We start from the raw sequence: 22587 nt of genomic DNA, 5'->3' as shown, positions 1-22587 counted from the left end.
AAACCTGAAATTTGATTTTGCAAATATGTGTAAGCTCTGCGCCGTTCAGGTGAAAGCGAAATGTAACCGCTTACAGAGATTGATTGCTTTGTCGCAGGCAAACCGATGCTGGCTTGGCTCAGGAAAATACCAACCCGTCGCGATTTTGTGGGTGGTTATTCAGAATATAGAAACTTCAAGTATAAAATATTTTTACTTGAAGGGATGAGCCACCTGGTCTAGCGTTTCAGGTAAAGCTGCGAATGGGGGGAAGGTAACGATGCGTGTTGCATGTCTCGGCGGCGGGCCGGCTGGCCTCTATTTCGGGATTTCAATGAAGCTCCGCGATCCGGATGCCGAAGTTGTTGTTATCGAGCGAAACCGCCCGGATGACACATTTGGCTGGGGCGTCGTGTTGTCTGATGAGACGCTGGATAACCTTGCCGCCAATGACGCAGCCAGCGCGGCGGTGATACGTAAACACTTTGCCTATTGGGATGACGTAGCACTTGTGCATAAAGGTCAGCGCACCGTGTCCAGTGGCCACGGATTTTGCGGGATCGGACGCAAGCAACTGCTGCTCATTTTGCAAGACCGAGCGCGCGAGCTTGGTGTCGAGATGCGCTTTGAGACCGAGGCGGCATCAGCCTCGGACTATATGATGAACTACGACATCGTTGTGGCTTCGGACGGGCTGAACTCCAAGTCACGGGCCGAGTTCGCAGATGTTTTTCGACCCGATATAGACCAACGACGGTGTCAGTTCGTCTGGCTGGGAACGCATCAGAAGTTTGACGACGCCTTCACCTTTATTTTTGAGGAAACGCCAAAGGGCTGGGTCTGGGCACATGCCTATCAGTTCGACCGGGATACGGCGACTTTCATCGTGGAATGCTCGCAACAGACCTTCGATGCTTTTGGGTTCGGTGAGATGACCAAGCAAGAGTCCATCGCTTTGTGCGAAGACATTTTCAAAGATCATTTGGGCGGCCATCCCTTGATGAGCAATGCCAGTCATATCCGCGGCTCGGCCTGGCTGCGGTTTCCTAGGGTCTTGTGCGAAAAATGGAGTTACAAAAACCTGGTATTGCTGGGAGATGCCGCAGCGACCGCACATTTTTCCATTGGCTCGGGAACAAAGCTAGCACTGGAAAGCGCTATAGCGCTGGCTGACTTCCTCCATAAAGAAGATACGCTTGAAGCGGCTTTTGCACGGTATGAGGACGAGCGTCGTCTTGAAGTGTTGCGCCTGCAATCGGCAGCGCGGAACTCGGTCGAATGGTTCGAGAATGTCGAACGTTACCTCGATCAGGATTCGGTTCAGTTGAATTACGCGATGCTGACACGGTCTCAGCGGATCAGCCACGAGAACCTGCGCCAACGCGATGCCAACTGGCTGGGGCATGCCGAGGCATGGTTCATGCAACAGTCTGGGGGCGCGGTTGATGGTATGGTCCGGCCCCCGATGTTTGCGCCATTTCGCCTGCGGGGGATGCAGTTGAAGAACCGGATCGTGGTGTCACCCATGGCACAGTACAAGGCGGTTGATGGGTGCCCGGTTGACTGGCACCTGATCCATTACGGTGAAAGGGCCAAAGGTGGCGCCGGGCTGGTATACACCGAAATGACCTGTGTCAGCGCCGAAGGCCGGATCACCCCAGGATGCCCGGGGCTTTATGAGCCCGAACACGAGGCCGCATGGGCTCGACTCACCGAATTTGTCCATGCGGAAACCGACGCCAAAATATGCTGTCAAATCGGCCATTCGGGCCGCAAAGGTTCAACCTGCATCGGGTGGGAAGGAATGGACCAGCCGCTGAAGGAAGGAAACTGGCCTTTGGTATCAGCTTCGGCGATCCCTTGGTCCGACGGTAACGCTGTGCCCAGCGCGATGGATCGTGCAGATATGGATAGGGTCACGTCCCAATTTGTAACCGCAACCCGGATGGCAGACCGTGCTGGGTTTGACATGATCGAACTGCATGCGGCGCATGGCTACCTCATCTCGTCCTTTATCTCTCCTTTGTCGAACACGCGCGACGACATGTATGGGGGCAGTCTTGAAAACCGTATGCGTTATCCGCTTGAAGTTTTTTCAGCTATGCGGTCGATCTGGCCCAAAGATAAGCCGATGGCGGTGCGCATTTCTGCCAATGACTGGGTCGGACCTACTGGCGTGACGCCGCAACAAGCTGTGGATATAGCGGCGATGTTCGATGCGGCGGGTGCAGATATAGTGGATGTTTCCGCCGGGCAGACTTCGACCGATGCTAACCCGGTTTACGGCCGTATGTTCCAGACCCCTTTCGCGGACCGCATTAGAAACGAATGCGGCATCAGTACTATGGCGGTGGGGAACATCTATGAAGCCGATCACGTAAATTCGATTCTCATGGCCGGTCGTGCGGATCTGGTGTGCCTTGCCCGGCCTCATCTGGACGATCCGTACTGGACCTTGCACGCGGCTACGGCGTTGGGGGACCGGCAGGAAACTTGGCCCCGCCCCTATGAGGCTGGACGGGATCAGGCCTGGCGCCTGGCAGATCGCATGGCGGAAACGGCGGGTGAAGTATGAAACATGTCGTCATAACTGGCGGCGGCACCGGTGTTGGTGCGGCTATAGCCCAAGATTTCGCGAATGGCGGAGCAGCCGTTACCATTTTGGGCCGTACAGAGGCCAAGCTGCAGCAGCAAGCCTTGCCGTATGTCCTTTGTGATGTGACCGATGACAAGCAAGTCCGAGCTGCTATTGAAACAGCACGGGCAGAACGCGGCCCGATTTCGATAGCGATTGCGAATGCCGGCGCGGCCCATTCGCTTCCGTTTCATCGGATGACAGCCGATGATCTGCGGACCCTGACGGATGTGAATCTGGTGGGTGTTTTCAATCTTTGGCAGGCGGTTTTGCCTGACATGCAAGCCGCTGGAACGGGCCGTCTGATTGCCATCGCGTCCACCGCCGGATTGAAGGGCTATCCTTATGTTTCCGGCTATTGTGCGACAAAACATGCGGTGGTCGGGCTGACGCGGTCTCTGGCGGTCGAACTTGCGGCGACAGGCATCACCGTCAATGCGGTTTGCCCGGGGTTTGTGGAAACGCCGATGCTGGATCGCTCGATTGCGAACATCGTCGAGAAGACGGGAATGAGCGCGGAAAATGCGGTGAAAAGCCTGAAAAAGATAAACCCACAGGGTCGTTTCATCCAGGTCGAAGACGTAGCAGGTGCCGTGAGGTGGTTGTCCTCGGATGCGGCAAATTCAGTCAATGGCCACGCACTTAGCCTGTCCGGAGGCGAGATATGAACCCAAACCCGCTTCAAGCACCATTGGAAGATCCATCCAAAGAGAGGTTGCGGTTATGGCTGCGGCTGCTCAAGACCACGCGTGGCATCGAGGCGGCACTAAGAGAGAACCTCAGAGTAGAGTTTGACACGACACTGCCGCGTTTTGACGTGATGGCAGCCCTGTCGCGGTTCGAAGATGGGCTGAAGATGAGCGAAATCTCGGGTGCGCTGCGCGTTTCGAACGGGAATGTGACCGGAATCGTGGATCGGCTGGCTGATGACGGCCTGCTAGTGCGCGTACCTGTGCCTGGGGATCGTCGTGCCCATCGCGTACGCATGACACAAAAAGGATGCGAGGAATTCGCACGTCAGGCCGCGGCGCATGAGGCGTGGATATCCGATATGCTTGGCCAGTTTTCCGCCGAGGACGCCCGCACTCTGACAACCGAACTCACTATTTCGGAGGAAATCGATGGCCAGTGACGTCAAACATTTTCGCTGCGAAATCCGGAACCGGGTTGCAACGATTGCACTGAACCGACCAGAGCGTAAGAACCCTTTGACCTTCGACAGCTATGCCGAACTACGTGATTGGTTCAGGGATCTGGTCTATTCAGAAGAGGTAGATGCAGTGGTGTTCACCTCAAATGGTGGCAATTTCAGCTCGGGCGGCGATGTGCACGATATCATCGGTCCGCTAACGCGCATGAAGATGAAGGACCTGTTGCTCTTCACGCGAATGACCGGAGATCTCGTCAAGGCGATTGTGAATTGTGGCAAGCCGGTGATTGCTGCGGTGGACGGTATTTGCGTGGGGGCCGGGGCCATCATCGCTATGGCTGCGGATTTGCGTATCGCCACCCCGCAGGCCAAATGTGCATTCCTGTTCACGCGGGTGGGGCTGGCAGGGTGCGATATGGGGGCCTGCGCCATCCTGCCCCGTATCATCGGGCAGGGGCGTACGGCCGAACTGCTCTATACCGGACGCAGCATGACCGCTGATGAGGGGCTTTCCTGGGGGTTCTACAATGCGGTGGTTGATCCATCCGAGCTTGACGCTACCGCGCAATCTCTGGCTGACCGTATCGTGGCAGGCCCCAATTTTGCGCATATGATGACCAAGACCATGCTGGCGCAGGAGTGGTCTATGTCGATCGAACAGGCAATCGAAGCAGAGGCGCAGGCCCAGGCGATCTGTATGCAAACCGGAGATTTTGAACGCGCCTACAAGGCCTTTGTTGCAAAAGACAAACCAGTATTCGAGGGCGATTGATGGCAGATCAGAGCTTTCTTTCGTGGCCATTCTTTGACCCTCATCACCGGGGCTGGGCGGATCGGGTGCAAGAGGTTGCTCGGGGACTGACTATTGACCATGGCGACCCGGACCAGGCTTGTCGCGATCTGGTCCGTCAGCTGGGCGACGCCGGGCTGCTGCAGCCTACTTCGGACGAAAGCGGCCATTTGGATGTCAGGACGCTGTGCCTCAGCCGTGAAACACTTGCCCGCCATGATGGGTTGGCCGATTTCGCCTTTGCAATGCAGGGGCTTGGAACCGGTGCGATCTCGTTGTTCGGCTCAAAAGGCCAAAAGGCGCATTGGCTGCCGCAAACGCGCTCTGGTCAGGCTATCGCGGCCTTTGCATTGACTGAACCTCAATCGGGGTCGGATGTGGCAAATTCGACAATGACGGCTATCCGTGATGGCAACGACTTTGTCCTGAACGGTGAAAAGACATGGATATCGAACGGGGGTATCGCAGATGTCTACACCCTGTTCGCCCGTACTGGCGAGGCACCCGGGGCCAAAGGGTTGTCAGCTTTTATCATCACTCCTGATCTGAAGGGTTTCGAAGTTGTCGGGCGCCTGGACACAATCGCGCCACACCCATTGGCGACATTGCGTTTCAATGATGTGCGTGTGCCGGCTAGCGCGATGATCGGTCAAGCTGGCGCAGGATTTCGTATTGCAATGTCTGTGCTGGACCTGTTCCGCCCGACGGTGGCCGCCGCTGCGCTGGGATTTGCACGACGCGCGCTGGATGAGGCGCTGACACGGGTATCGGAACGGCAGGTGCAAGGCGCCCCGTTGTTTGAATTGCAGATGGTGCAGGGGCACATCGCCGAGATGGCATTAGATGTCGATGCTTCGGCGCTTTTGATCTATCGGGCAGCGTGGGCCAAGGACAGCGGAGCCGCGCGCATTACACGTGAGGCGGCGATGGCCAAGCTGTTTGCTACCGATCAGGCGCAGTTGATTATCGACAAGGCGGTTCAGTTGTTTGGTGGCGACGGGGTGCGTTCTGGGATGGCGGTTGAATCTCTGTACCGAGAAATCCGTGCTTTGCGCATCTACGAGGGCGCCTCGGACGTTCAAAAAGTAATCATTGCACGTCAGACGATGGCCGCGCACATGGAGGGAAGGTGATGCTTGGACCGTCTGCACATATCGACACGTTCAGCCGCGATAACCTGCCCCCCCAGGATCAGTGGCCCGACTTCCTGTTGGTGGGTTTTGCATATTCCGATCATGTGAATGCAGCATATGAGCTGACCGATGCCATGGTTGCCAAGGGCTTTGGTGATCATACCGCTTTGATCGGCAATGGTCGGCAACGAACTTATAAAGAGCTCAGCGACTGGACCAACAGGCTGGCACATGTATTGGTCGATGACTTGGGGGTCGAGCCGGGAAACCGGGTGCTGATCCGATCGGCTAACAATCCGGCAATGGTTGCGTGCTGGCTTGCCGCAACCAAGGTGGGTGCGGTCGTCGTCAATACTATGCCGATGTTGCGCGCTGCAGAACTGACGAAAACTGTCAATAAGGCGGAAATCCAGTTTGCATTATGTGATACCCGGCTGATCGACGAAATGCAGTCCTGCGCCAGTGATAGCCGATTCCTGCAGCGGGTCGTCGGGTTCGACGGAACTTCAAACCACGATGCCGAGCTTGATCGTCTAGCACTTGAAAAGCCGGTACAGTTCGATTGCGTTAAAACCGGGCGCGACGACGTGGCCTTGTTGGGTTTCACCTCCGGCTCGACAGGTGAGCCCAAGGCCACCATGCATTTTCACAGAGATATTCTGATCATTGCCGACAGCTATGCGCGTGAGGTGTTGCAGGTCGTTCCAGAGGACGTTTTTGTTGGTTCTCCACCTTTGGCCTTCACATTCGGGTTGGGTGGTTTGGCGGTGTTTCCGTTGCGGTTCGGCGCGACTGCAACCCTGTTAGAACAAGCCTCGCCTGCGGGCATGATCGAGATAATCGAAAAATACAAAGCGACTGTCTGTTTCACTGCGCCAACCGCCTATCGGGTCATGCTGCAGGCGATGGATGACGGTGTTGATCTGTCTAGTCTGCGTGCGGCTGTGTCGGCTGGCGAGACCTTGCCGCAGCCAATCTATGACGAGTGGATTTCCAAGACAGGCAAACCAATGCTCGACGGGATCGGCGCGACCGAGATGTTGCACATCTTTATTTCAAACCGGTTTGACGATCACCGCCCAGCCAGTACCGGCAGGCCGGTTACCGGATATGAGGCCAAAGTACTAAACCCAGACGGTACTGAAGCTGCAGTTGGGGTTATCGGACGCCTAGCTGTTCGTGGTCCGACAGGGTGCCGGTATCTGAATGATAAGCGGCAGGCGGGTTATGTAACAGATGGGTGGAATATCACTGGTGACAGCTTTTATCGGGACGCAGAGGGGTATTTTCATTTTTCTGCGCGCAATGACGACATGATTATCTCGGCCGGATACAACATAGCCGGACCCGAAGTCGAAGCCGCACTTCTGGCGCATGAGGTCGTTGCGGAATGCGCGGTGATCGGCGTCCCAGATACTGAAAGGGGTCATATTGTCCAAGCACATATTGTTCTGGCTTCAGGCACGGCTGATGACGCTATGCGCGAAGCCCTTCAGGCTCATGTGAAATCTATGATTGCTCCGTATAAATACCCGCGCTCGATCCGGTTCTGCGATGGTTTGCCCAAAACCGCGACCGGAAAAATCCAGCGTTTCCGCCTGAAATCATGATCAATGTATGTAGAATATAGCGGGAAGAAAGAATGTAAGAAAAAGACCGAATTGCCAAAGGCATAGACCGAACGTTGAGAATAATGACATAAATCGCGTTCATAGGGCCAACGAAGGGAGAAGACGATGAAGAGACTATTGGCGGCTGCAGCGATCACCGCGCTGTGCGCGACGGGTGTTACAGCGGAAGTTAAGGTGGGGATGATCACAACGCTTTCAGGCGGCGGGGCCGGTTTGGGCATCGACGTACGGGATGGGTTCATGCTTGCGATTGCTCAATCGGGGCGGGATGATATCGAGGTGGTGATCGAAGACGACCAGCGCAAACCGGATATCGCGGTACAGCTGTCAGACAAGATGATCCAATCCGAACGTGTAGATGTGATGACCGGTATCATCTGGTCAAACCTGGCGATGGCGGTTGTGCCAGCAGCCGTGAACCAGGACGTTTTCTATCTGTCACCCAATGCGGGCCCGTCACCTCTGGCGGGGAAGGGCTGTCACCAGAACTATTTCAACGTCGCCTGGCAGAACGACAACCTGCACGAGGCCGCGGGCGCATACGCCAATGGTGCGGGTTACAAGAGCAGCTTCATACTTGCTCCGAATTACCCGGCGGGTGTCGACGCGCTGACTGGCTATAAACGCTTTTTCGAAGGTGATCTGGCCGGTGAGATCTATACCGAGCTTGGCCAGACCGATTATGCAGCTGAAATCGCGCAAATCCGCGCAAGCGATGCGGATAGCGTCTTTTTCTTCCTGCCCGGCGGGATGGGGATTTCGTTTCTGAAGCAATATGCCGACAGCGGGATCGATCTTCCAGTTGTTGGCCCAGCCTTCAGCTTTGATCAGGGCATTCTGCAGGCGGTAGGCGATGCAGCTCTGGGCGTGGTGAACACTTCGCAGTGGAACAAGGATATCGACAACCCGACCAACGCTGCTTTTGTTGAAAGCTTTCAGGCAGAATACGGACGTCTGCCCTCGCTTTACGCCAGTCAGGGATTCGATACCGCCAACCTGTTGCTTGCCGCGCTTAACAAGGCTGACCCGTCAGATGCGGATGCCTTCCGCGAAGCGCTGAGGGCGGCGGACTTCAACAGCACACGAGGGGATTTCAGCTTTGGCCCGAACCATCATCCGGTTCAGACCATCTATGCGCGCGAAGTGATCAAAGAAGGTGATGTATTTACCAATAAGATCCTTGGCGTAGCTCTTGAAAACCACTCTGATGCCTACGCCGCCGAGTGCAAAATGTAACTGAATTTCTGCCTGCCCCTAAAAGTGGGGCGGGCAGATCACCGGAGTTTCCATGTCCTCGATCCTGATTATCGAGCAGATCCTGAACGGGCTGCAGTTCGGCGTCATGTTGTTTTTGATGGCTGCTGGCCTGACGCTGATCTTCGGGGTGATGGGCCTGATCAACCTGGCCCATGGCTCTTTGTACATGGTGGGTGCATTTGCCGCTGCAGCAGTTGCAGGGGCGACCGGGTCATTTCTGCTTGCTCTGATTGCTGCTCTGGCTGCGGCCGCACTGGCAGGGGTGATCGTAGAAATGCTCGTTATCCGGCGGCTTTATCAGGCACCACATTTGGATCAGGTTCTGGCCACCTTTGCACTGATCCTGATCTTTTCCGAAGGGACAAGGTGGGTCTTTGGGTCTTTCCCATTGTTCTTGGATATTCCAGCGGCACTTTCGGGTCCGATCACGCTGCAGGGCGGGATCGAATATCCCCTCTATCGCCTAACCCTGATCGGGATTGGTCTTGCTGTTGCAGTGGGTTTGTGGGCCCTGATCGAACGCACGCGTTTGGGTGTGCAGATACGGGCCGGTAAGAACGACCGGGAAATGATTGCCGCACTGGGCGTCGACATCTCGAAACTTTACACGTTGGTCTTTGCATTAGGTGCGGCGCTGGCGGGGCTTGCCGGTGCTTTGGTTGGGGCAATTCAGTCGGTACAGGTGGGCATGGGTGAACCTGTTCTGATCCTGGCCTTCGTGGTTATCGTAATCGGTGGCATAGGCTCGGTTCGGGGGGCGTTCATCGGGGCGCTGTTGGTTGGGCTGACCGACACGCTGGGCGGGGTTTTTCTGCCCGAACTGTTCAAACTGTTCATGGAACCGGGAGCGGCTCAGAAAAGCGGCTCGGCTCTGGCATCAATGGGAATCTATGTCCTGATGGGACTGGTCCTGATCTGGCGCCCAACAGGTCTGTTCGGAGCCCGCGCATGAGAATGAATGAAAGATACATCAATGGCCTGATGATCGCCGGCCTGCTGGCGCTGCCCCTTTGGGCGCTGGCCGCGGACCAGCCCTTCACAATCACGCTTGTGACGCGGGCGGTGATCTTGGCGCTTGCAGCGGTTGGTCTGAATGTCATTCTGGGAATTGGGGGGTTGGTCAGCTTTGGCCATGCTGTTTTCTTCGGGATCGGCGGCTATGCGATGGGCATTCTGACCTATCACGCGCAGACCTACACTGCACTGGATCTGGGCTTGATTTCTATCGAAGGCAGTAAATCCATGCCCGTGATCTGGATAGTTGCGATGCTTACTTCGGGCATTGCTGCCTTTTTCGTCGGTCTTCTGTCCCTAAGAACGTCAGGCGTTTATTTCATCATGATTACGCTGGCCTTCGGACAGATGTTTTACTACTTCGCGATTTCTTGGGCGCAATACGGGGGCGAAGACGGATTATCCATCTATGTTCGCAACGGTTTTCCCGGCCTCAACACATTGGATCCGATCCAGTTTTACGGCATCTGTTTCGCGCTGCTATGTCTCGTCCTGTTCCTGTTTGCGCGGATGCAAGCCGCGCCATTCGGGCTGGCTCTTAATGCGACGCGGCAATCTACGGCGCGGGTCGAGACCGTGGGATTGAACCCCATGCGGCTGAAACTTCTGGCCTTTGTTCTGTCCGGCGCTGTCACTGGTCTGGCCGGGGCGCTGTTTGCCGATCTCAACCGGTTCGTTTCGCCGTCTATGTTCAGTTGGCAGCTTTCGGGCGAATTGATTGTGCTGATAATCATCGGAGGTGTCGGACGCCTGATGGGTCCGGTAATTGGGGCTTGCGTGTTTGTCGCGCTCGAGCATTTTCTGGGTGAACTAACCGATTTCTGGCATGTATATTTGGGTATTGTTCTGCTGTGCATCGTTCTGTTTGGTCGCGGTGGCCTGATTGGGCTGCTAACCGGGAAAGAGGGGGCACATGTCTGATCCCGTCCTTGCCACCGAGAGTCTGAACAAAAGCTTTGGTGCGTTAAAGGCAACGGATAACGTCTCGATTGATCTCAGGCCGGGAGAGATCCACGCCATCATTGGTCCGAATGGAGCGGGAAAATCCACGTTGATCCAGCAGATTTGCGGAGGTTTGCAACCGGATTCGGGGCGTGTTTTGCTGTGCGGACAGGATGTGTCGGACCTTGGCACGCAAAAGCGGGCAAGGGCAGGGATGGGGCGGACGTTCCAGATATCGGAACTGTGCATGGAAGATACGGTTCTGGAAAACGTCGTGTTGAGCGCCATGGGTGCGGAAAACCTCGTATGGCGGTTCTGGAAACCTGCCTTGAAACGGCCAGAGCTGCTCGAAAGGGCCGAGGCTGCGCTGGAAAGGGTGGGCCTGGGCGATGAACGCGAAACGCGTTGCGCAAATCTCAGCCATGGTCAACGCCGCCAGCTTGAAGTCGCCGTGGCTTTGACTTTGTCACCTAGGGTCTTTGTCATGGATGAACCGATGGCCGGGCTTGGCGCTGGAGGGTCCAAACGGTTGACCGGGTTTCTTGACGGTCTGCGGGAAGAGGCGCCCATCTTGCTTGTTGAACATGATATGGACGCCGTTTTTGCGCTGGCTGATCGGATCAGCGTATTGGTCTATGGCAAGGTGATTGCAACCGGGACGGCAGATGAAATCCGCGCAAGCCGTGAGGTGCGCGATGCCTATCTGGGGGATGAGGCATGACTTTGTTGCGGGTAGAAAACCTGACCGCGACATACGGCGTCAGTCAGGCTTTATTTGGTGTCGATCTTTCTCTGGCGCAGGGCGAGGTTACAGCCCTTATGGGGCGCAATGGGATGGGCAAGACCACGACTGTCAAAGCCATTTGCCGGATGATCCGGTCCGAGGGCACCCTGTCGCTGAACAATCAGAATCTGCACGCTTTGCCCAGCTATAAGGTCGCGCGTCTTGGTGTCGGGCTGGTACCCGAGGGGCGCCGGTGCTTTGCCGACCTGACGGTGCGCGAGAATCTGATCGCCGCTGCCAGACCCGGTGACTGGACATTGCAGAAGGTGGCTGAACTGTTCCCACGGCTAGAGGAACGTCAGGGCCAAAGGGCAGCCTCACTATCCGGCGGAGAACAACAGATGCTGGCTATTGGGCGCGCCCTGATGACAAATCCCCAGCTCTTGATCCTCGATGAAGCAACCGAAGGGCTGGCTCCGATCGTGCGACAGGAAATCTGGTCGGTCTTGCATCGCCTGAAACAGGAAACCAATGTTTCGATCCTGTTGATCGACAAGTCTCTGAAAGAGTTGGCGCTGGTGTCTGACCGCGCGGTCATTCTTGAGCGCGGTAAAACAGTCTGGTCTGGCGCGATGGTGGATCTCGGTCATGACATCACAGAAAAATATGTGGGGGTCTGATGACTTTTGAATTCCACCAAAAGGTTCTGTTCAAACATTGCGACCCGGCGGGGATTGTCTTTTTCCCGCGCTATTTCGAGATGATCAATGATTGCGTTGAGACCTATTTCGATCAAGTGCTATGCAAACCGTTTGAAGAGATTCATCCTGTTGGCGCAGTGCCTACCGCACAGATACAAACCCGATTTTCAGCGCCCAGCCGTCACGGTGACCATTTGATATTCCGGATGAAGATCACAAAGATCGGACGCAGTTCAGCCGAATACTCGGTCGTAGCCAGTTGTGCGCAAGAGGAGCGACTGACAAGCGTAGCAACGCTTGTTCATGTAGATTCAAAGGGCGGTCCAACGGCCTGGCCCGCAGACATCCGTAAAAAACTCGAGGCATTCAGGGACGACGCGCTATGAGCCACAAGACAATTCACCCCGACGGCTGGTTGCCTGCCAAAGGATATGCCAATGGCGTTTTGACCAAAGATGGAACGTTACATATCGGCGGGCAAATAGGATGGGACGCGAATAAGAAATTTGTCAGCGGCGGGTTCATCGGACAGATGAAACAGGCGCTGCAGAATATCGTTGATATTGTCGAGGCCGCTGGTGGCTCGGCCCGCGATGTGACCCGCCTGACCTGGTTCGTAACTGACAAACGCGAATATCTGTCTCTGCAAGCCGAAGTTGGGGCGGCCTATCGTGAGGTTTTCGGCAGGCATTTTCCTGCGATGTCAATGATCATCGTGGCGGGTTTGGTCGAAGACGAGGCCTTGTTGGAAATTGAAGCGACAGCACATTTATCCTGAAGGCAAGCGACATTGAAACCGACCCAGCGGAATGAACATGAGCGATTTTCACCATAGGAGGTGAGAATTCTGCCAAACCTCTTTTCTGAAATCACAGGGCCGCCGAAGCGGGTTGCAGCGGCCTGAACCGCGCTGGATTTTTTACTCGTACCAGAGTTAAAAGGCCAACGTGCAGGGCGTAACCAAGTCATTTGGGCGACCGATTGAATGGTGAAGGGAGACAAAGACAAACTTCCGCCGCTATTTCGTCAGATCAATCACAAATTCATATTTCAAACAGATCCTCAACAAAACATGAGGGTCGACGCAGTGAATAGAGTCACAAGGCATCTAAGTCTCGAAAGACGGCGGTTGTCGCTGATTGCGGCTCTGGCTTTTGCCTCAGGTTTCACTCTTTACTCACATATAGAGGCAACGCGTTTCGGATTGCCCGTCCCGGTTGTTATCGGCCTGATCTATATGGCTGTCATTGTATGCGCGACGGCTCTATCCACCTATTTCCTTCCAGGCTTGCGCCGCGTCACGGATACGGTGGCGATGACGCGTCTGGCATTTGCTCTTTGGGTGGCCGGAACCCAAAGCCATGAGATCGCAGCCTCGCCCACAATCAGCGCCGCCGTTGTGGTAGGGGGCGCGATCTTCGTGTTGCAAACGGGTTCAGTGGTTCAAAAGCTGGCTGGTAATCGACCGGATTTCGGCTTTGTCCCTTACATCGTTGGAAACACGCGCCTGTTTCTGGACTGGTTGGATAACGCAGGCGAATATCAGGGTGCCCCGGTCCAGCCGGTATTTGCCGGAAAGACGCCTCGAACGGTGGTCTGATGGCAAAACTCTGGTTTATTTGGTCAGCGTTGCACAGGCCGTCTGGGCCCATCTAAGGGCCAGAGGCGAAAGATGCGGCCCGACCTGTCTGAGAACCTTGGCATGATAGTCATTGATCCAGTCAATTTCTGACTGGTTCAGCATATCTGGCATCAACATATCCGTCTGGATCGGGATCCAGGTCATGTTCGAGAACTCCAGAAATCCGTCATCTGCCTCGACAATTTCGAACAGGTTTTCGATGCGAATGCCGAACCTGCCGGCCTCGTAATATCCCGGCTCGATCGACATAACCATGCCAGGCATCAGGTCGACCGGGTTGTAAGGTTTGCCAATGCGCTGCGGATGTTCATGGACAGACAACCGGTGGCCAATTCCATGACCCGTACCGTGGTCATAATCCAATCCCAGATCCCACAGCGGGCGGCGACAGATTGCATCAATGTGATGGCCCTGTGTGCCTGCAGGAAAGCGCAGCGTGGCCAGAGCGTGAAAGGCCTTGAACACTGCGGTATAGGCCCGGTCATATCCATCAGGCCGCTGAGGCCCGAACGAAAAGCTGCGCGTGGCATCCGTTGTGCCGGTGTCGTACTGCCCCCCGGAATCCAGCAGGTATGTGCCCCGCGGTTGGATCGGAACGGTATTGTCGGCCTCGGTCGCGTAATGGCACATCGCGGCATTGCCATCGGCGGCCGAGATTGTGTTGAAGCTTTCGTGGATGAACCCATCCTGAGCGCGGCGGAAGGCCAATACCCGCTGTTCTGCTTCACGCTCGGTCACCGGTTCAGCCTGTTTCTGTACCTGAGCCGCCAGCCAGGCGCAGAATTCGGTCCAGGCGATCCCGTCCCGGATATGGCAAGCGCGCAACCCTTCCAGTTCCGTTGTATTCTTGCGGGCTTTGGTTTTGCTTAACAATCCGTTGACCGGCACGCCCTTCGCTCCGATACGCTCCAGCACTTGTTTGACCGCCGTCGGCGAAAAATCGGGGTCGAAAATCACAGCCTGGCCGGGCGCTGTGAGATCACTGAGTGTAGACAGAAAACCATCCGGCGCCTGAACCGAAACATTTTCCGGCATGTGGTCAGTGACATCGGCATCCAGTTTTTGATCAGACACGAACCAGTGCACTTGGCCCGAGCTTTGCAACAGAAGGAAAGAGTTGGGAACAGGGTTGAAAGCCACGTCTGAGCCACGCACATTAAGCAGCCAGGCGATGTTGTCGGGCTGAGTTTCCACCAGCAAGCCGGCCTCTCGGCGTGTTAGCTCAGTGGCCAGATCCGAGATCTTTTCACCCGCCGCCCGGCCCGAAAACTGAAGTGGAAATGGCTCGATCTGTCCTTGGGGGGCAGCGGGTTGGTCGGTCCAGATTGCATCGACCGGATTTGAAGCTGTCGCTACCATCGCGGCACCGCTGCCTTCCAGCCCGTGCTCAAATCGGTCAAACCAGACCGGCGGTAGGTGCATAGAGTCAAAGCCGATTTTCCATCCTTTCTGTGCAACGGCGGCCAGCCAGTATTCGGGCGGCTCGTTAAACAGATGATGGTGCGAGAAAACAGCCTCGGCACACTGGTTTGCAGCCTGCACCACATAGCGGCCATCGACAAATAAAGCGACAGTTTCGGGTGTGACGATGGCCATGCCTGCCGAGCCGCTGAAGCCAGTTACAAAGGCGAGGCGTTCATCATGAGGGGCAACATATTCGCCCTGATGTGCGTCGTAGCGGGGCACGATAAAGGCATCCAGACCTTGTGCTTTAAGCTCTGCGCGCAAGGCCGAAACAATCGCGGATCGGTCGGTTCCGGGGGCATCAAGCATCGGCATTTATCTCTTCAACATGGTGACAGGCGACCTCGCCACGATTTTCAAAAGGCAGCAGGGCAGGCACTTTGGCTTTGCATATGTTGCTGGCGTGAGGGCACCGGACATGGAATGGGCACCCTGAGGGCATGTTCAGCGGTGAAGGCAGCTCTCCCTCAAGCCGCTTGACGGTGCCCCGGTTGTCGGGGTTCAGCGAAGGGGCGGCTGAAAGCAGAGCTTGGCTGTAAGGGTGGGAGGGGGCGGAAAACAAGGTTTCGCTGTCGCCGATTTCAACAATCCGCCCAAGGTAGATTACCGCGACCCGGTTTGAAACATGACGGACAAGCCGCAGGTCATGGGCCACAAACAGGATTGTCAGATCAAGTTCCCGCTGCAGGTCCAGCAACAGGTTTACCACCTGCGCCTGAACCGAAACATCTAGTGCCGAGACCAGTTCGTCCGCAATCAGAACTTCGGGTTCGACCGCCAATGCGCGCGCAATGGCGATCCGCTGACGCTGACCTCCGGAGAATTCGTGCGGCAGCTTGTCTTGCGCGTCCTTCGGAAGGCGGACCAGATCAAGCAACTCGGCCACACGGTCGGGAATTTCTGCTTCTGGGCACATGTTGTGAACGCTCAGGGCTTCGGCCAGAATTTGCCCCGTCGTCATCCGGGGATTGAGCGATGAATAGGGGTCCTGGAACATCATCTGAACCCGGCGGTTATAGGTGCGGTCAGCTTTGATTTCGCCGTCGAATATGTCCTGACCTTCAAAGTGGATTGAACCGTCGCTGGGCTTATGAAGGCGCACGATACACCGGGCTAGTGTGGACTTTCCACACCCGGACTCTCCGACGACACCCAGAGTTTCGCCGCGGGTCAGATCTAGGCTGACACCATTCAGCGCCCGTACTTCGCGACCAGGACGCCGCGAAATGACATCGCCGATGCTGCGGCCCATTGGGAACCGCAGATGCAGGTCGCGGATTTGCATCAGGGCAGTCATGCGGCGTTCCCTTGGGTTTTGGTTATCGGGTTGAAACAGGCGACCTGTCTTTGATCGGTGATCAGGGTCATCGCTGGGCGCTCTTGCGCGCAGGCGTCTATGCATGCGGCACAGCGCGGTGCAAACGCGCATCCGGCAGGCAGGGCATCCAGTGCGGGCGGCACTCCGGGAACAGAATATAGCGGCGTGCGAGGAGCGATGTTTTCGGGCACAGACCGCATCAGACCCACAGTGTAGGGGTGATGCGGTGCCCGCAGCACATCGCGGACCGGCCCTTGTTCGACGATCCGCCCCGCATACATAACGGCCACGTTGTCGCAAGTCTGGGCAACCACGCCAAGATCATGGGTGACCAGCACAACCCCCATATCCATATCCTGCGCCAGTCGCAGGATCAGATCGAGGATCTGGGCCTGAATGGTCACGTCCAGAGCTGTGGTGGGTTCATCCGCCAGCAACAGTTTGGGTTCTGCGGCAAGCGCTATTGCGATCATGACCCGCTGGCGCATTCCGCCGGAAAATTGGTGAGGATAATCCTTCAAGCGTTGCGCTGCCGAGGGAATGCCGACAAGGTCCAGCATTTCGATTGCCCGATCCAAGCGCGCGGCGCGGGGCAGGTCGGTATGGGCACGCAGGGTCTCTTCCAGTTGCAGTCCGACAGTCAGCAGAGGGTTCAGCGAAGTCATAGGTTCCTGAAAAATCATCGCGATTTCGCGACCCTGAAACCGACGAAGAGCCCTGTCTGACATGGATATCAGATCGCGTCCATTCCAGCGCACCTGGCCGGTCACGTCGCCATAGCGGCGCGCCAGCCCCATGATCGAGCGCAACGTGACGCTCTTGCCCGACCCGCTTTCGCCGACCAGCCCCAAAACTTCACCCCGGTTCACGCCGAAACTGACATCGCGCAGCGCAGGCAGCGCGCGACCGTTCTTGTGAAAGGTTGTGCTTAGCCCGGTTACTTCTAGAAGTTTCGTTTGATCCTGCATCGCTATCCCCGCGGTCTCAGCAGATCGGCAAGCCCATCGCCCAAAAGCGAAAAGCCAAGGCCGGTCAGAACGATGGCGATGCCGGGCATCAGGCTCAGCCACCAGGCGGTCGAGATAAAGTTGCGCCCTTCGGCGATCAGCACGCCCCATTCGGCCTGCGGTGGTTGCGCCCCCAACCCCAGATAGCCAAGGGATGACCCCAGCAAGATCACCAGCGCCATGTCAGTCATCCAATAGACAATAACCGGTGTTATCGCGTTTGGCAGCAGGTGGCGGAAGATGATGCGGCTGTCGGAATATCCCATCACCACCCCGGCCGCGGCATAGTCATTCCCCATTTGAGCGATTACCTCGGCCCGCATCAGGCGCGCATAATAGACCCAGTAAACAACTGAAATCGCGATATACATGTTGATCAGGCCCGGCCCTAGAACCGCAACCACGGCAATGACAAGAACCAGGAAAGGAAAGGTGATTACAGCGTCAACGATGCGGCCAAAGATCATGTCCGCGATGCCGCGATAATACCCGACCAGCGCGCCAACAGTTATACCAGTGACCAATGCGAATACAGTCCCGAAAATTGCCATCTGCATGTTGACCTGATAGGCCCAGATGACGCGGGATAGGCTGTCGCGCCCTAACAGATCTGTGCCGAACGGATGTGCCCAGGATGGTGGTTGGCGCAGGGCCAGATAGTCGATTGCGCTTGGGTCATAGGGCGCGAATACGCCGGGAAACAGGGCAAGCAGCACCGAAAACCCGATGATGATGCACCCGGCCACGAACCCAGGTTTGCGCAAGGCCCGCTGCATGAAGGTGGGGCGCTGCGAGGTGCTGTTGAAGGTCGCGTCACTCATTGCAGGCGCATCCTTGGGTCAAGGCGACTCTGAAACAGGTCGGTCATCAGGAAAACCACGGAAACCAGAACAGCAAATGTCAGGGTCAGCCCCTGAATCAGGGGGTAGTCGCGGGCAAAGATAGCCTCGAGCATCAGGCGCCCCATTCCGGGCACGGCGAATACGGTTTCGGTGACCAATGTCCCGCTCATCAGATTGCCGATGGACAGGCCCAGCAGGGTTACCGTCGAAATCAGCGCATTGCGCAGGACGTGGCGACCCAGAACCAAACGAGGCGGCAGGCCTTTGGCACGCGCGAACTGGACATATTCGGCGTCCAGAACCTCGATAATCGCGCTGCGCAGGTTCCGCATGATGATGGCCGAGGTGTAAAGCGCTACGGTCACTGAAGGCAGGAACAGGTGATAGAGCCGTTCGGTAAAGGTGTCGCCATATCCTCCGACCGGAAACAGGCGCAGCTGTGCTGCCAGAAAGGTCAACAGTACGAGGCCAATATAGAACACCGGCATCGACAGCCCGATCTGAAAGACAGTGCGGATCACAGCATCAGGCCAGCGCCCCCGGTTGAGCGCGGCAACAAAGGCCAGCGGACCGGCAATCAGCAGCGACAAAATCACCGAATACACGGTCAGGAAGACAGTGATAGGAAGCCGGTCAGAAATCACATTGATCACATCCGAGCGCATCAGGATGGACCGACCCAGATCGCCCTGCACGGTGTTGGTCAGGAACAGCCAGAATTGCACCAGCATAGGTTCGGTCAACCCAAGCCGTTCACGGATGGCCTGGATGTCGGCGTCCGAGGCACGATCACCGGCCATCGCAATGGCAGGGTCCCCCGGTAGCAATCGAACAAGAAGAAAAATAATGATCATGACCAGGAAAAAGGTCGGGATCATCATCAGGAGTCGTTTGAAGATATAGGACAGGCTGGACAAAGCGAGCTCCGCAAATTTGTCCCGCCGCCTGAAAGCGGCGGGACCAGGGGTCTTACCTTAGCGGCTGACGGTTGCTTGATCGAAGATATTGTTGCCCAGAGGGGTCTGGACATAGCCTTCGACAGCCGAGCCAACAGCAACGGCAAAGGGCGTCTCATACATGAACAGCAGGGGGGCTGCCTCGGCATAGAGCTCTTGCATTCGGGCGAATTTCGCTTTGCGCGCCTCGGCGTCCATTTCACCGGCGGCTTCGTCGAACAGGGTGTTAAACTCGGCGTTTTCCCAGCCGGTTCCTACTGCCTTGGCCGTGGGTGTGTGGCCCAGCCAGCCCACCACCTGGCTGGGATCATTTACATCGTTGACCCAGCCATAGGTGTGAATGTCAAACTCACCTGATCGGTTCTTTGCGCCGCGTGTTGCGCCGTCCACTTGCTCGACCACAAGATCGACGCCCAGAGGAGCCCACATCTGCTGAAGCGCCGCAAAGATGGTTGCATCGTCCGCAGAACCTGCCAGCGTGGTAAAGGTGATTTCGGTTCCATCGGCAAACCCGGCCTCAGCCAACAATGCCTTGGCCTTGTCCACGTCATAGCCATAGAGCGGGGTCATGTCGGCGGCATATTGGGTAGCCTTGGCCATCAAAGGCGAGCTCATCGGTTGACCCGCGCCATGCAGTACCAGCCCGATCAACGCTTCTTTGTTGGTGCCATAGTTCAGCGCCTGCCGGACGCGGGCGTCGGCCAGTGGGTTTGCAGAACCATCGGCTCGGTTATCGCGCGTATTGATTGGCGAATAGATGATCCGCGTCGACGGATAGAGGTTCATGTTGATGTTGGAATCCTGCTCCAGCTCGGCCACACGGCTGAACGGGATGAATTCTGCGGCATCAACTTCTCCGGCCTGCAAACTCAGGATGCGGGTTGCGTCATCCGGGATGATCTCAAAATGTACGGCATCCAGATACGGCAGAGCTTTGTCGTCTGCGCCCATGCGCCAATAGTTTTCATTGGCGCAGAAATCCATCGATGCACCTTGTTCAAAGCCACACAGATAGAAGGGGCCAGAGCCTACTCCGGCGGCTGTGGCGGCAAATATCGCAGCGGATTTTTCCTGATCTGTTGCACCTTCTGCGGCCTCAAAGGCCGCTTTGGACACGATTGCCGTGTTGAATGTGGCCAGCATGGACAGGATGGTTGGATCCGGGCTGCCAAGGGCAACCGTGATCGCGTTTCCATCTGCGGTAACCGCGTCGATCGAACCCAGCAAGCCAGCCCAGGGGCTCAGGTCGGGATTGCGCGCTCGGTCGAGGGAAAAGACTACATCGTCACCTGACATGGGCGTACCGTTTGCGAATTTGATCCCCTCGCGCAGGGTCAGCGAAACCGTTTTACCATCGTCAGAGACTGTATAGGTCTCAGCAAGGCCGGGTTCGACGGAATTGCCGTCGGCACTGCTGCGCAGCAGGGTGTCGAACAGGCTGCCGACCATCCAGATATCAGGGTTGCGATCCGCATAGATCGGATCAATCAGGCGCGACCCGTCATAGCGTGCAAAGTTGAGTGTGCCGCCTCTTTCCTGTGCCAAAGCAGGCATGGCCAGGGTGGCGGCAACGGTTAGTCCCAAAACCGTCTTCAATTTCATAATTAGTCCTCCCGCAGAATGAATTCATGCTCGGGGCGACCATACCCGATTCTTAACAATACTAAAGCTTTTTTTAGTAGTGTGTGAAAAATGGCCAAATGTATTTAGGCTGACCTCTGTTCGGTTGGTCAATTTAACTTGTCACAAAGCCGGAATCATTGATCGGAGAGGTTGTTACCCAAAGCTCTACGGCTTCTACGTCCCCCAATACGACCGAGAAATGACGGGTAGATGTGTCGTGGTGAACGACGTCACCTGGCGACAAAATGAAAACCTTGTCACCAAGGTGATATTCAAGCCGTCCCGAGATCAGATAGCAAAACGCCTCGCCCTCATGCCGCATCTTTTCGGAAACGTGCCCCGGGGGGCGATGAACGATCTGTGGGTTGAACAATGCACCGGCAAAACCAGGGCCCAGCTTCTCATAAAACCTGCCCCGCATACCCAGGGAATATGTCTGGCGGTTGTCCTTTGCCACATATTCGCTGAACACCTCGGGTACGCTGAGCAGCTTTTCGATGCTGGTTTGAAGTGCCGCGGCAATCGCCATCAGCGAGGTCAGCGAGGGTGAGCTCAGGCCGCGCTCGACCTGAGACAGAAAGCCCGTTGTCAGATCAGAGGTCTGTGCGACCTTGTCCAAAGTCAGGCCCATCGCCTTGCGCCGCCTGCGAATTGCCTGCCCCAGCTCGGTCGGCGTGCCCTTCGGCTTTGATTTGTCGCGCGCGTTTGCTGCGTTCATTCCCTGTCTCCCGGAATCGTGGGTTGCCGCGCATTCAACCGGATCGCAGAGGAAATATCAAAATTTTTTTTAGCAGAGGTAAATATTTTTGGGAAGATCCGGGTGTAAACCTTCAAACCCCTCAATTTTTCCAACGGCTTAGTATCTAGCGAAACAGAATCAGAGTTTGATTGAGTGACGCCGATCCGCCGAGATCATGTCGCGGATGTTCTGGACGATTTGTTCCGCATGGGCGCTCGCCAATCGGTCGGCCTCGGTGATGTCCTGGGCCGCTATAGCTGCGATTATGTCGTCATGTTCCAGGGAATACCGATCCGGTAACCGATCCCCAAAGGACGAATAATAGGGCCGCATGATCCGTTGCCCTTCGTTCAGCAATCTGCGCGTCAGGCTTTCGTAATATGGGTTGCGCCCTGCTTTGGCGATTGCATTATGAAGCTCTGCGTTTTTTGCGATCATGGTCAGAACGTCATTTCTGGCAGCCGCATCCGAAAATTCCTGTTGCCGTATGCGAATGTCGCTCAGATCCTGGTCCGTTCGGTATTCGGCGGCCAGCCGGGTTGTAACGCGATACATCAGGGTCATCGCATCAAAGAATGTGTGAAGATTCAAAAAGTCTATGGGCGCCACTATGCTCGCGCGGTTCGGCAGTGTCGCCACCAACCCTTCCGATGTCAGCCTGACAAGGGCTTCGCGGATCGGGGTGCGCGACATCGAGAACCGCTCGCTCAGCTTGGCCTCGTCTATGGCGCTGCCGGGCGCAAGGGCGAGGTCGATGATTTCGTCCCGCAGGGTTTCATAGACGAACTGAACGCCTGATCCACGTTTGCGGCCGGCTTCGACCGGCTTTCGTTTTTCCATGTCAGAGCATTCCTTAGCCGCTGGATCGCGGTCCATCTGCGTTCGCACATCAATTTTGCCACACGTACCGGTGCTAAGTCGAGTGTTAATCCCAGCCAAAAACCAGTTGTTTTTCACGTATTTTAGGGCCTTATTCCTTCTTGTCGAAAATTTGTCGACAAATAAAATATTTAAAGTAGACTGACGGCAAGATTACACGA

The 22587-nt window shown here is 56.2% G+C and carries 22 protein-coding genes; 14 read left to right on the top strand and 8 right to left on the bottom strand.

The window, feature by feature from the left end:
- The first annotated feature begins 259 nt into the window (after window positions 1–259).
- The 14 genes from AC2FJW_RS04085 (at window position 260) to AC2FJW_RS04020 (ending at window position 13556) form a co-directional block, all read left to right on the top strand.
- Window positions 260–2554: a bifunctional salicylyl-CoA 5-hydroxylase/oxidoreductase gene (locus tag AC2FJW_RS04085; protein ID WP_496749288.1), complete on the top strand. Its 2295-nt coding sequence runs from the start codon at window positions 260–262 to the stop codon at window positions 2552–2554.
- Entirely contained in the window at window positions 2551–3282 is a 732-nt protein-coding gene (locus AC2FJW_RS04080; RefSeq protein WP_496749287.1) for an SDR family NAD(P)-dependent oxidoreductase, read from the top strand. The genes AC2FJW_RS04085 and AC2FJW_RS04080 overlap by 4 nt, the downstream gene beginning before the upstream one ends.
- Window positions 3279–3746 (top strand): MarR family winged helix-turn-helix transcriptional regulator, encoded by a 468-nt coding sequence (locus AC2FJW_RS04075; protein WP_142637787.1) that lies wholly within the window; start codon window positions 3279–3281, stop codon window positions 3744–3746. The genes AC2FJW_RS04080 and AC2FJW_RS04075 overlap by 4 nt, the downstream gene beginning before the upstream one ends.
- The gene (locus tag AC2FJW_RS04070; protein ID WP_496749286.1) at window positions 3736–4536 is read left to right on the top strand and encodes an enoyl-CoA hydratase family protein; all 801 of its coding nucleotides are present in this window, start codon (window positions 3736–3738) and stop codon (window positions 4534–4536) included. Before AC2FJW_RS04075 ends, AC2FJW_RS04070 begins: the two co-directional genes overlap by 11 nt.
- The gene (locus AC2FJW_RS04065) at window positions 4536–5687 is read left to right on the top strand and encodes an acyl-CoA dehydrogenase family protein (protein WP_496749285.1); all 1152 of its coding nucleotides are present in this window, start codon (window positions 4536–4538) and stop codon (window positions 5685–5687) included. The genes AC2FJW_RS04070 and AC2FJW_RS04065 overlap by 1 nt, the downstream gene beginning before the upstream one ends.
- On the top strand, window positions 5687–7297 hold the full coding sequence (locus tag AC2FJW_RS04060; RefSeq protein ID WP_496749284.1) for an AMP-binding protein: 1611 nt from the start codon (window positions 5687–5689) through the stop codon (window positions 7295–7297). Before AC2FJW_RS04065 ends, AC2FJW_RS04060 begins: the two co-directional genes overlap by 1 nt.
- 126 nt (window positions 7298–7423) lie before the next feature.
- Entirely contained in the window at window positions 7424–8554 is a 1131-nt protein-coding gene (locus AC2FJW_RS04055) for an ABC transporter substrate-binding protein (RefSeq protein ID WP_282027718.1), read from the top strand.
- 52 nt (window positions 8555–8606) lie between these two features.
- Window positions 8607–9527: a branched-chain amino acid ABC transporter permease gene (locus tag AC2FJW_RS04050; protein WP_496749283.1), complete on the top strand. Its 921-nt coding sequence runs from the start codon at window positions 8607–8609 to the stop codon at window positions 9525–9527.
- A 2-nt stretch (window positions 9528–9529) separates the two neighbouring features.
- Window positions 9530–10510, top strand: coding sequence for a branched-chain amino acid ABC transporter permease (locus AC2FJW_RS04045; RefSeq protein ID WP_271950103.1), 981 nt, complete (start codon window positions 9530–9532; stop codon window positions 10508–10510).
- Complete coding sequence (locus AC2FJW_RS04040; protein ID WP_282027717.1) at window positions 10503–11252, top strand: ABC transporter ATP-binding protein; 750 nt, start codon at window positions 10503–10505, stop codon at window positions 11250–11252. Before AC2FJW_RS04045 ends, AC2FJW_RS04040 begins: the two co-directional genes overlap by 8 nt.
- On the top strand, window positions 11249–11935 hold the full coding sequence (locus AC2FJW_RS04035; protein ID WP_496749282.1) for an ABC transporter ATP-binding protein: 687 nt from the start codon (window positions 11249–11251) through the stop codon (window positions 11933–11935). The genes AC2FJW_RS04040 and AC2FJW_RS04035 overlap by 4 nt, the downstream gene beginning before the upstream one ends.
- Window positions 11935–12342, top strand: coding sequence for an acyl-CoA thioesterase (locus tag AC2FJW_RS04030; protein WP_142637803.1), 408 nt, complete (start codon window positions 11935–11937; stop codon window positions 12340–12342). The genes AC2FJW_RS04035 and AC2FJW_RS04030 overlap by 1 nt, the downstream gene beginning before the upstream one ends.
- Window positions 12339–12734 (top strand): RidA family protein, encoded by a 396-nt coding sequence (locus AC2FJW_RS04025; RefSeq protein WP_142637805.1) that lies wholly within the window; start codon window positions 12339–12341, stop codon window positions 12732–12734. Before AC2FJW_RS04030 ends, AC2FJW_RS04025 begins: the two co-directional genes overlap by 4 nt.
- Before the next feature lie 459 nt (window positions 12735–13193).
- Window positions 13194–13556, top strand: a complete 363-nt coding sequence (locus AC2FJW_RS04020; RefSeq protein WP_496749281.1) for a hypothetical protein — start codon at window positions 13194–13196, stop codon at window positions 13554–13556.
- A gap of 15 nt (window positions 13557–13571) precedes the next feature.
- Here the strand turns inward: AC2FJW_RS04020 and AC2FJW_RS04015 are convergent, their stop codons facing one another.
- The 8 genes from AC2FJW_RS04015 to AC2FJW_RS03980 all read right to left on the bottom strand — a co-directional run bounded on the left by AC2FJW_RS04015 (window position 13572) and on the right by AC2FJW_RS03980 (window position 22387).
- Window positions 13572–15371: an aminopeptidase P family protein gene (locus AC2FJW_RS04015; RefSeq protein WP_496749280.1), complete on the bottom strand. Its 1800-nt coding sequence runs from the start codon at window positions 15369–15371 to the stop codon at window positions 13572–13574.
- Window positions 15364–16359, bottom strand: coding sequence for an ABC transporter ATP-binding protein (locus AC2FJW_RS04010; RefSeq protein WP_496749279.1), 996 nt, complete (start codon window positions 16357–16359; stop codon window positions 15364–15366). Before AC2FJW_RS04010 ends, AC2FJW_RS04015 begins: the two co-directional genes overlap by 8 nt.
- Window positions 16356–17348 carry an ABC transporter ATP-binding protein gene (locus AC2FJW_RS04005; protein ID WP_496749278.1) on the bottom strand — a complete coding sequence of 331 codons (993 nt, stop codon included), beginning with the start codon at window positions 17346–17348 and terminating at the stop codon, window positions 16356–16358. Before AC2FJW_RS04005 ends, AC2FJW_RS04010 begins: the two co-directional genes overlap by 4 nt.
- A 2-nt stretch (window positions 17349–17350) precedes the next feature.
- Window positions 17351–18208 (bottom strand): ABC transporter permease, encoded by an 858-nt coding sequence (locus AC2FJW_RS04000; protein WP_496749277.1) that lies wholly within the window; start codon window positions 18206–18208, stop codon window positions 17351–17353.
- Complete coding sequence (locus tag AC2FJW_RS03995) at window positions 18205–19146, bottom strand: ABC transporter permease (protein WP_496749276.1); 942 nt, start codon at window positions 19144–19146, stop codon at window positions 18205–18207. The genes AC2FJW_RS04000 and AC2FJW_RS03995 overlap by 4 nt, the downstream gene beginning before the upstream one ends.
- 57 nt (window positions 19147–19203) lie before the next feature.
- The gene (locus tag AC2FJW_RS03990) at window positions 19204–20787 is read right to left on the bottom strand and encodes an ABC transporter substrate-binding protein (RefSeq protein WP_496749275.1); all 1584 of its coding nucleotides are present in this window, start codon (window positions 20785–20787) and stop codon (window positions 19204–19206) included.
- Between the two features lie 133 nt (window positions 20788–20920).
- Window positions 20921–21526, bottom strand: coding sequence for a helix-turn-helix domain-containing protein (locus AC2FJW_RS03985; RefSeq protein WP_496749274.1), 606 nt, complete (start codon window positions 21524–21526; stop codon window positions 20921–20923).
- A 159-nt stretch (window positions 21527–21685) separates the two neighbouring features.
- A complete protein-coding gene (locus AC2FJW_RS03980; protein WP_496692997.1) occupies window positions 21686–22387 on the bottom strand; it encodes a GntR family transcriptional regulator in 702 nt (233 codons plus the stop codon).
- Window positions 22388–22587: the final 200 nt, after the last annotated feature.

Source organism: Ruegeria sp. CDSA020, assembly GCF_059612345.1.
This window is presented reverse-complemented; position numbering and strand designations above follow the sequence as displayed.

Coding starts and splice junctions, on each gene's coding strand:
- AC2FJW_RS04085 (WP_496749288.1), top strand. CDS start 260: ATGCGTGTTGCATGTCTCGGCGGCGGGCCGGCTGGCCTCTATTTCGGG.
- AC2FJW_RS04080 (WP_496749287.1), top strand. CDS start 2,551: ATGAAACATGTCGTCATAACTGGCGGCGGCACCGGTGTTGGTGCGGCT.
- AC2FJW_RS04075 (WP_142637787.1), top strand. CDS start 3,279: ATGAACCCAAACCCGCTTCAAGCACCATTGGAAGATCCATCCAAAGAG.
- AC2FJW_RS04070 (WP_496749286.1), top strand. CDS start 3,736: ATGGCCAGTGACGTCAAACATTTTCGCTGCGAAATCCGGAACCGGGTT.
- AC2FJW_RS04065 (WP_496749285.1), top strand. CDS start 4,536: ATGGCAGATCAGAGCTTTCTTTCGTGGCCATTCTTTGACCCTCATCAC.
- AC2FJW_RS04060 (WP_496749284.1), top strand. CDS start 5,687: ATGCTTGGACCGTCTGCACATATCGACACGTTCAGCCGCGATAACCTG.
- AC2FJW_RS04055 (WP_282027718.1), top strand. CDS start 7,424: ATGAAGAGACTATTGGCGGCTGCAGCGATCACCGCGCTGTGCGCGACG.
- AC2FJW_RS04050 (WP_496749283.1), top strand. CDS start 8,607: ATGTCCTCGATCCTGATTATCGAGCAGATCCTGAACGGGCTGCAGTTC.
- AC2FJW_RS04045 (WP_271950103.1), top strand. CDS start 9,530: ATGAATGAAAGATACATCAATGGCCTGATGATCGCCGGCCTGCTGGCG.
- AC2FJW_RS04040 (WP_282027717.1), top strand. CDS start 10,503: ATGTCTGATCCCGTCCTTGCCACCGAGAGTCTGAACAAAAGCTTTGGT.
- AC2FJW_RS04035 (WP_496749282.1), top strand. CDS start 11,249: ATGACTTTGTTGCGGGTAGAAAACCTGACCGCGACATACGGCGTCAGT.
- AC2FJW_RS04030 (WP_142637803.1), top strand. CDS start 11,935: ATGACTTTTGAATTCCACCAAAAGGTTCTGTTCAAACATTGCGACCCG.
- AC2FJW_RS04025 (WP_142637805.1), top strand. CDS start 12,339: ATGAGCCACAAGACAATTCACCCCGACGGCTGGTTGCCTGCCAAAGGA.
- AC2FJW_RS04020 (WP_496749281.1), top strand. CDS start 13,194: ATGGCTGTCATTGTATGCGCGACGGCTCTATCCACCTATTTCCTTCCA.
- AC2FJW_RS04015 (WP_496749280.1), bottom strand. CDS start 15,371: ATGCTTGATGCCCCCGGAACCGACCGATCCGCGATTGTTTCGGCCTTG.
- AC2FJW_RS04010 (WP_496749279.1), bottom strand. CDS start 16,359: ATGACTGCCCTGATGCAAATCCGCGACCTGCATCTGCGGTTCCCAATG.
- AC2FJW_RS04005 (WP_496749278.1), bottom strand. CDS start 17,348: ATGCAGGATCAAACGAAACTTCTAGAAGTAACCGGGCTAAGCACAACC.
- AC2FJW_RS04000 (WP_496749277.1), bottom strand. CDS start 18,208: ATGAGTGACGCGACCTTCAACAGCACCTCGCAGCGCCCCACCTTCATG.
- AC2FJW_RS03990 (WP_496749275.1), bottom strand. CDS start 20,787: ATGAAATTGAAGACGGTTTTGGGACTAACCGTTGCCGCCACCCTGGCC.
- AC2FJW_RS03985 (WP_496749274.1), bottom strand. CDS start 21,526: ATGAACGCAGCAAACGCGCGCGACAAATCAAAGCCGAAGGGCACGCCG.
- AC2FJW_RS03980 (WP_496692997.1), bottom strand. CDS start 22,387: ATGGAAAAACGAAAGCCGGTCGAAGCCGGCCGCAAACGTGGATCAGGC.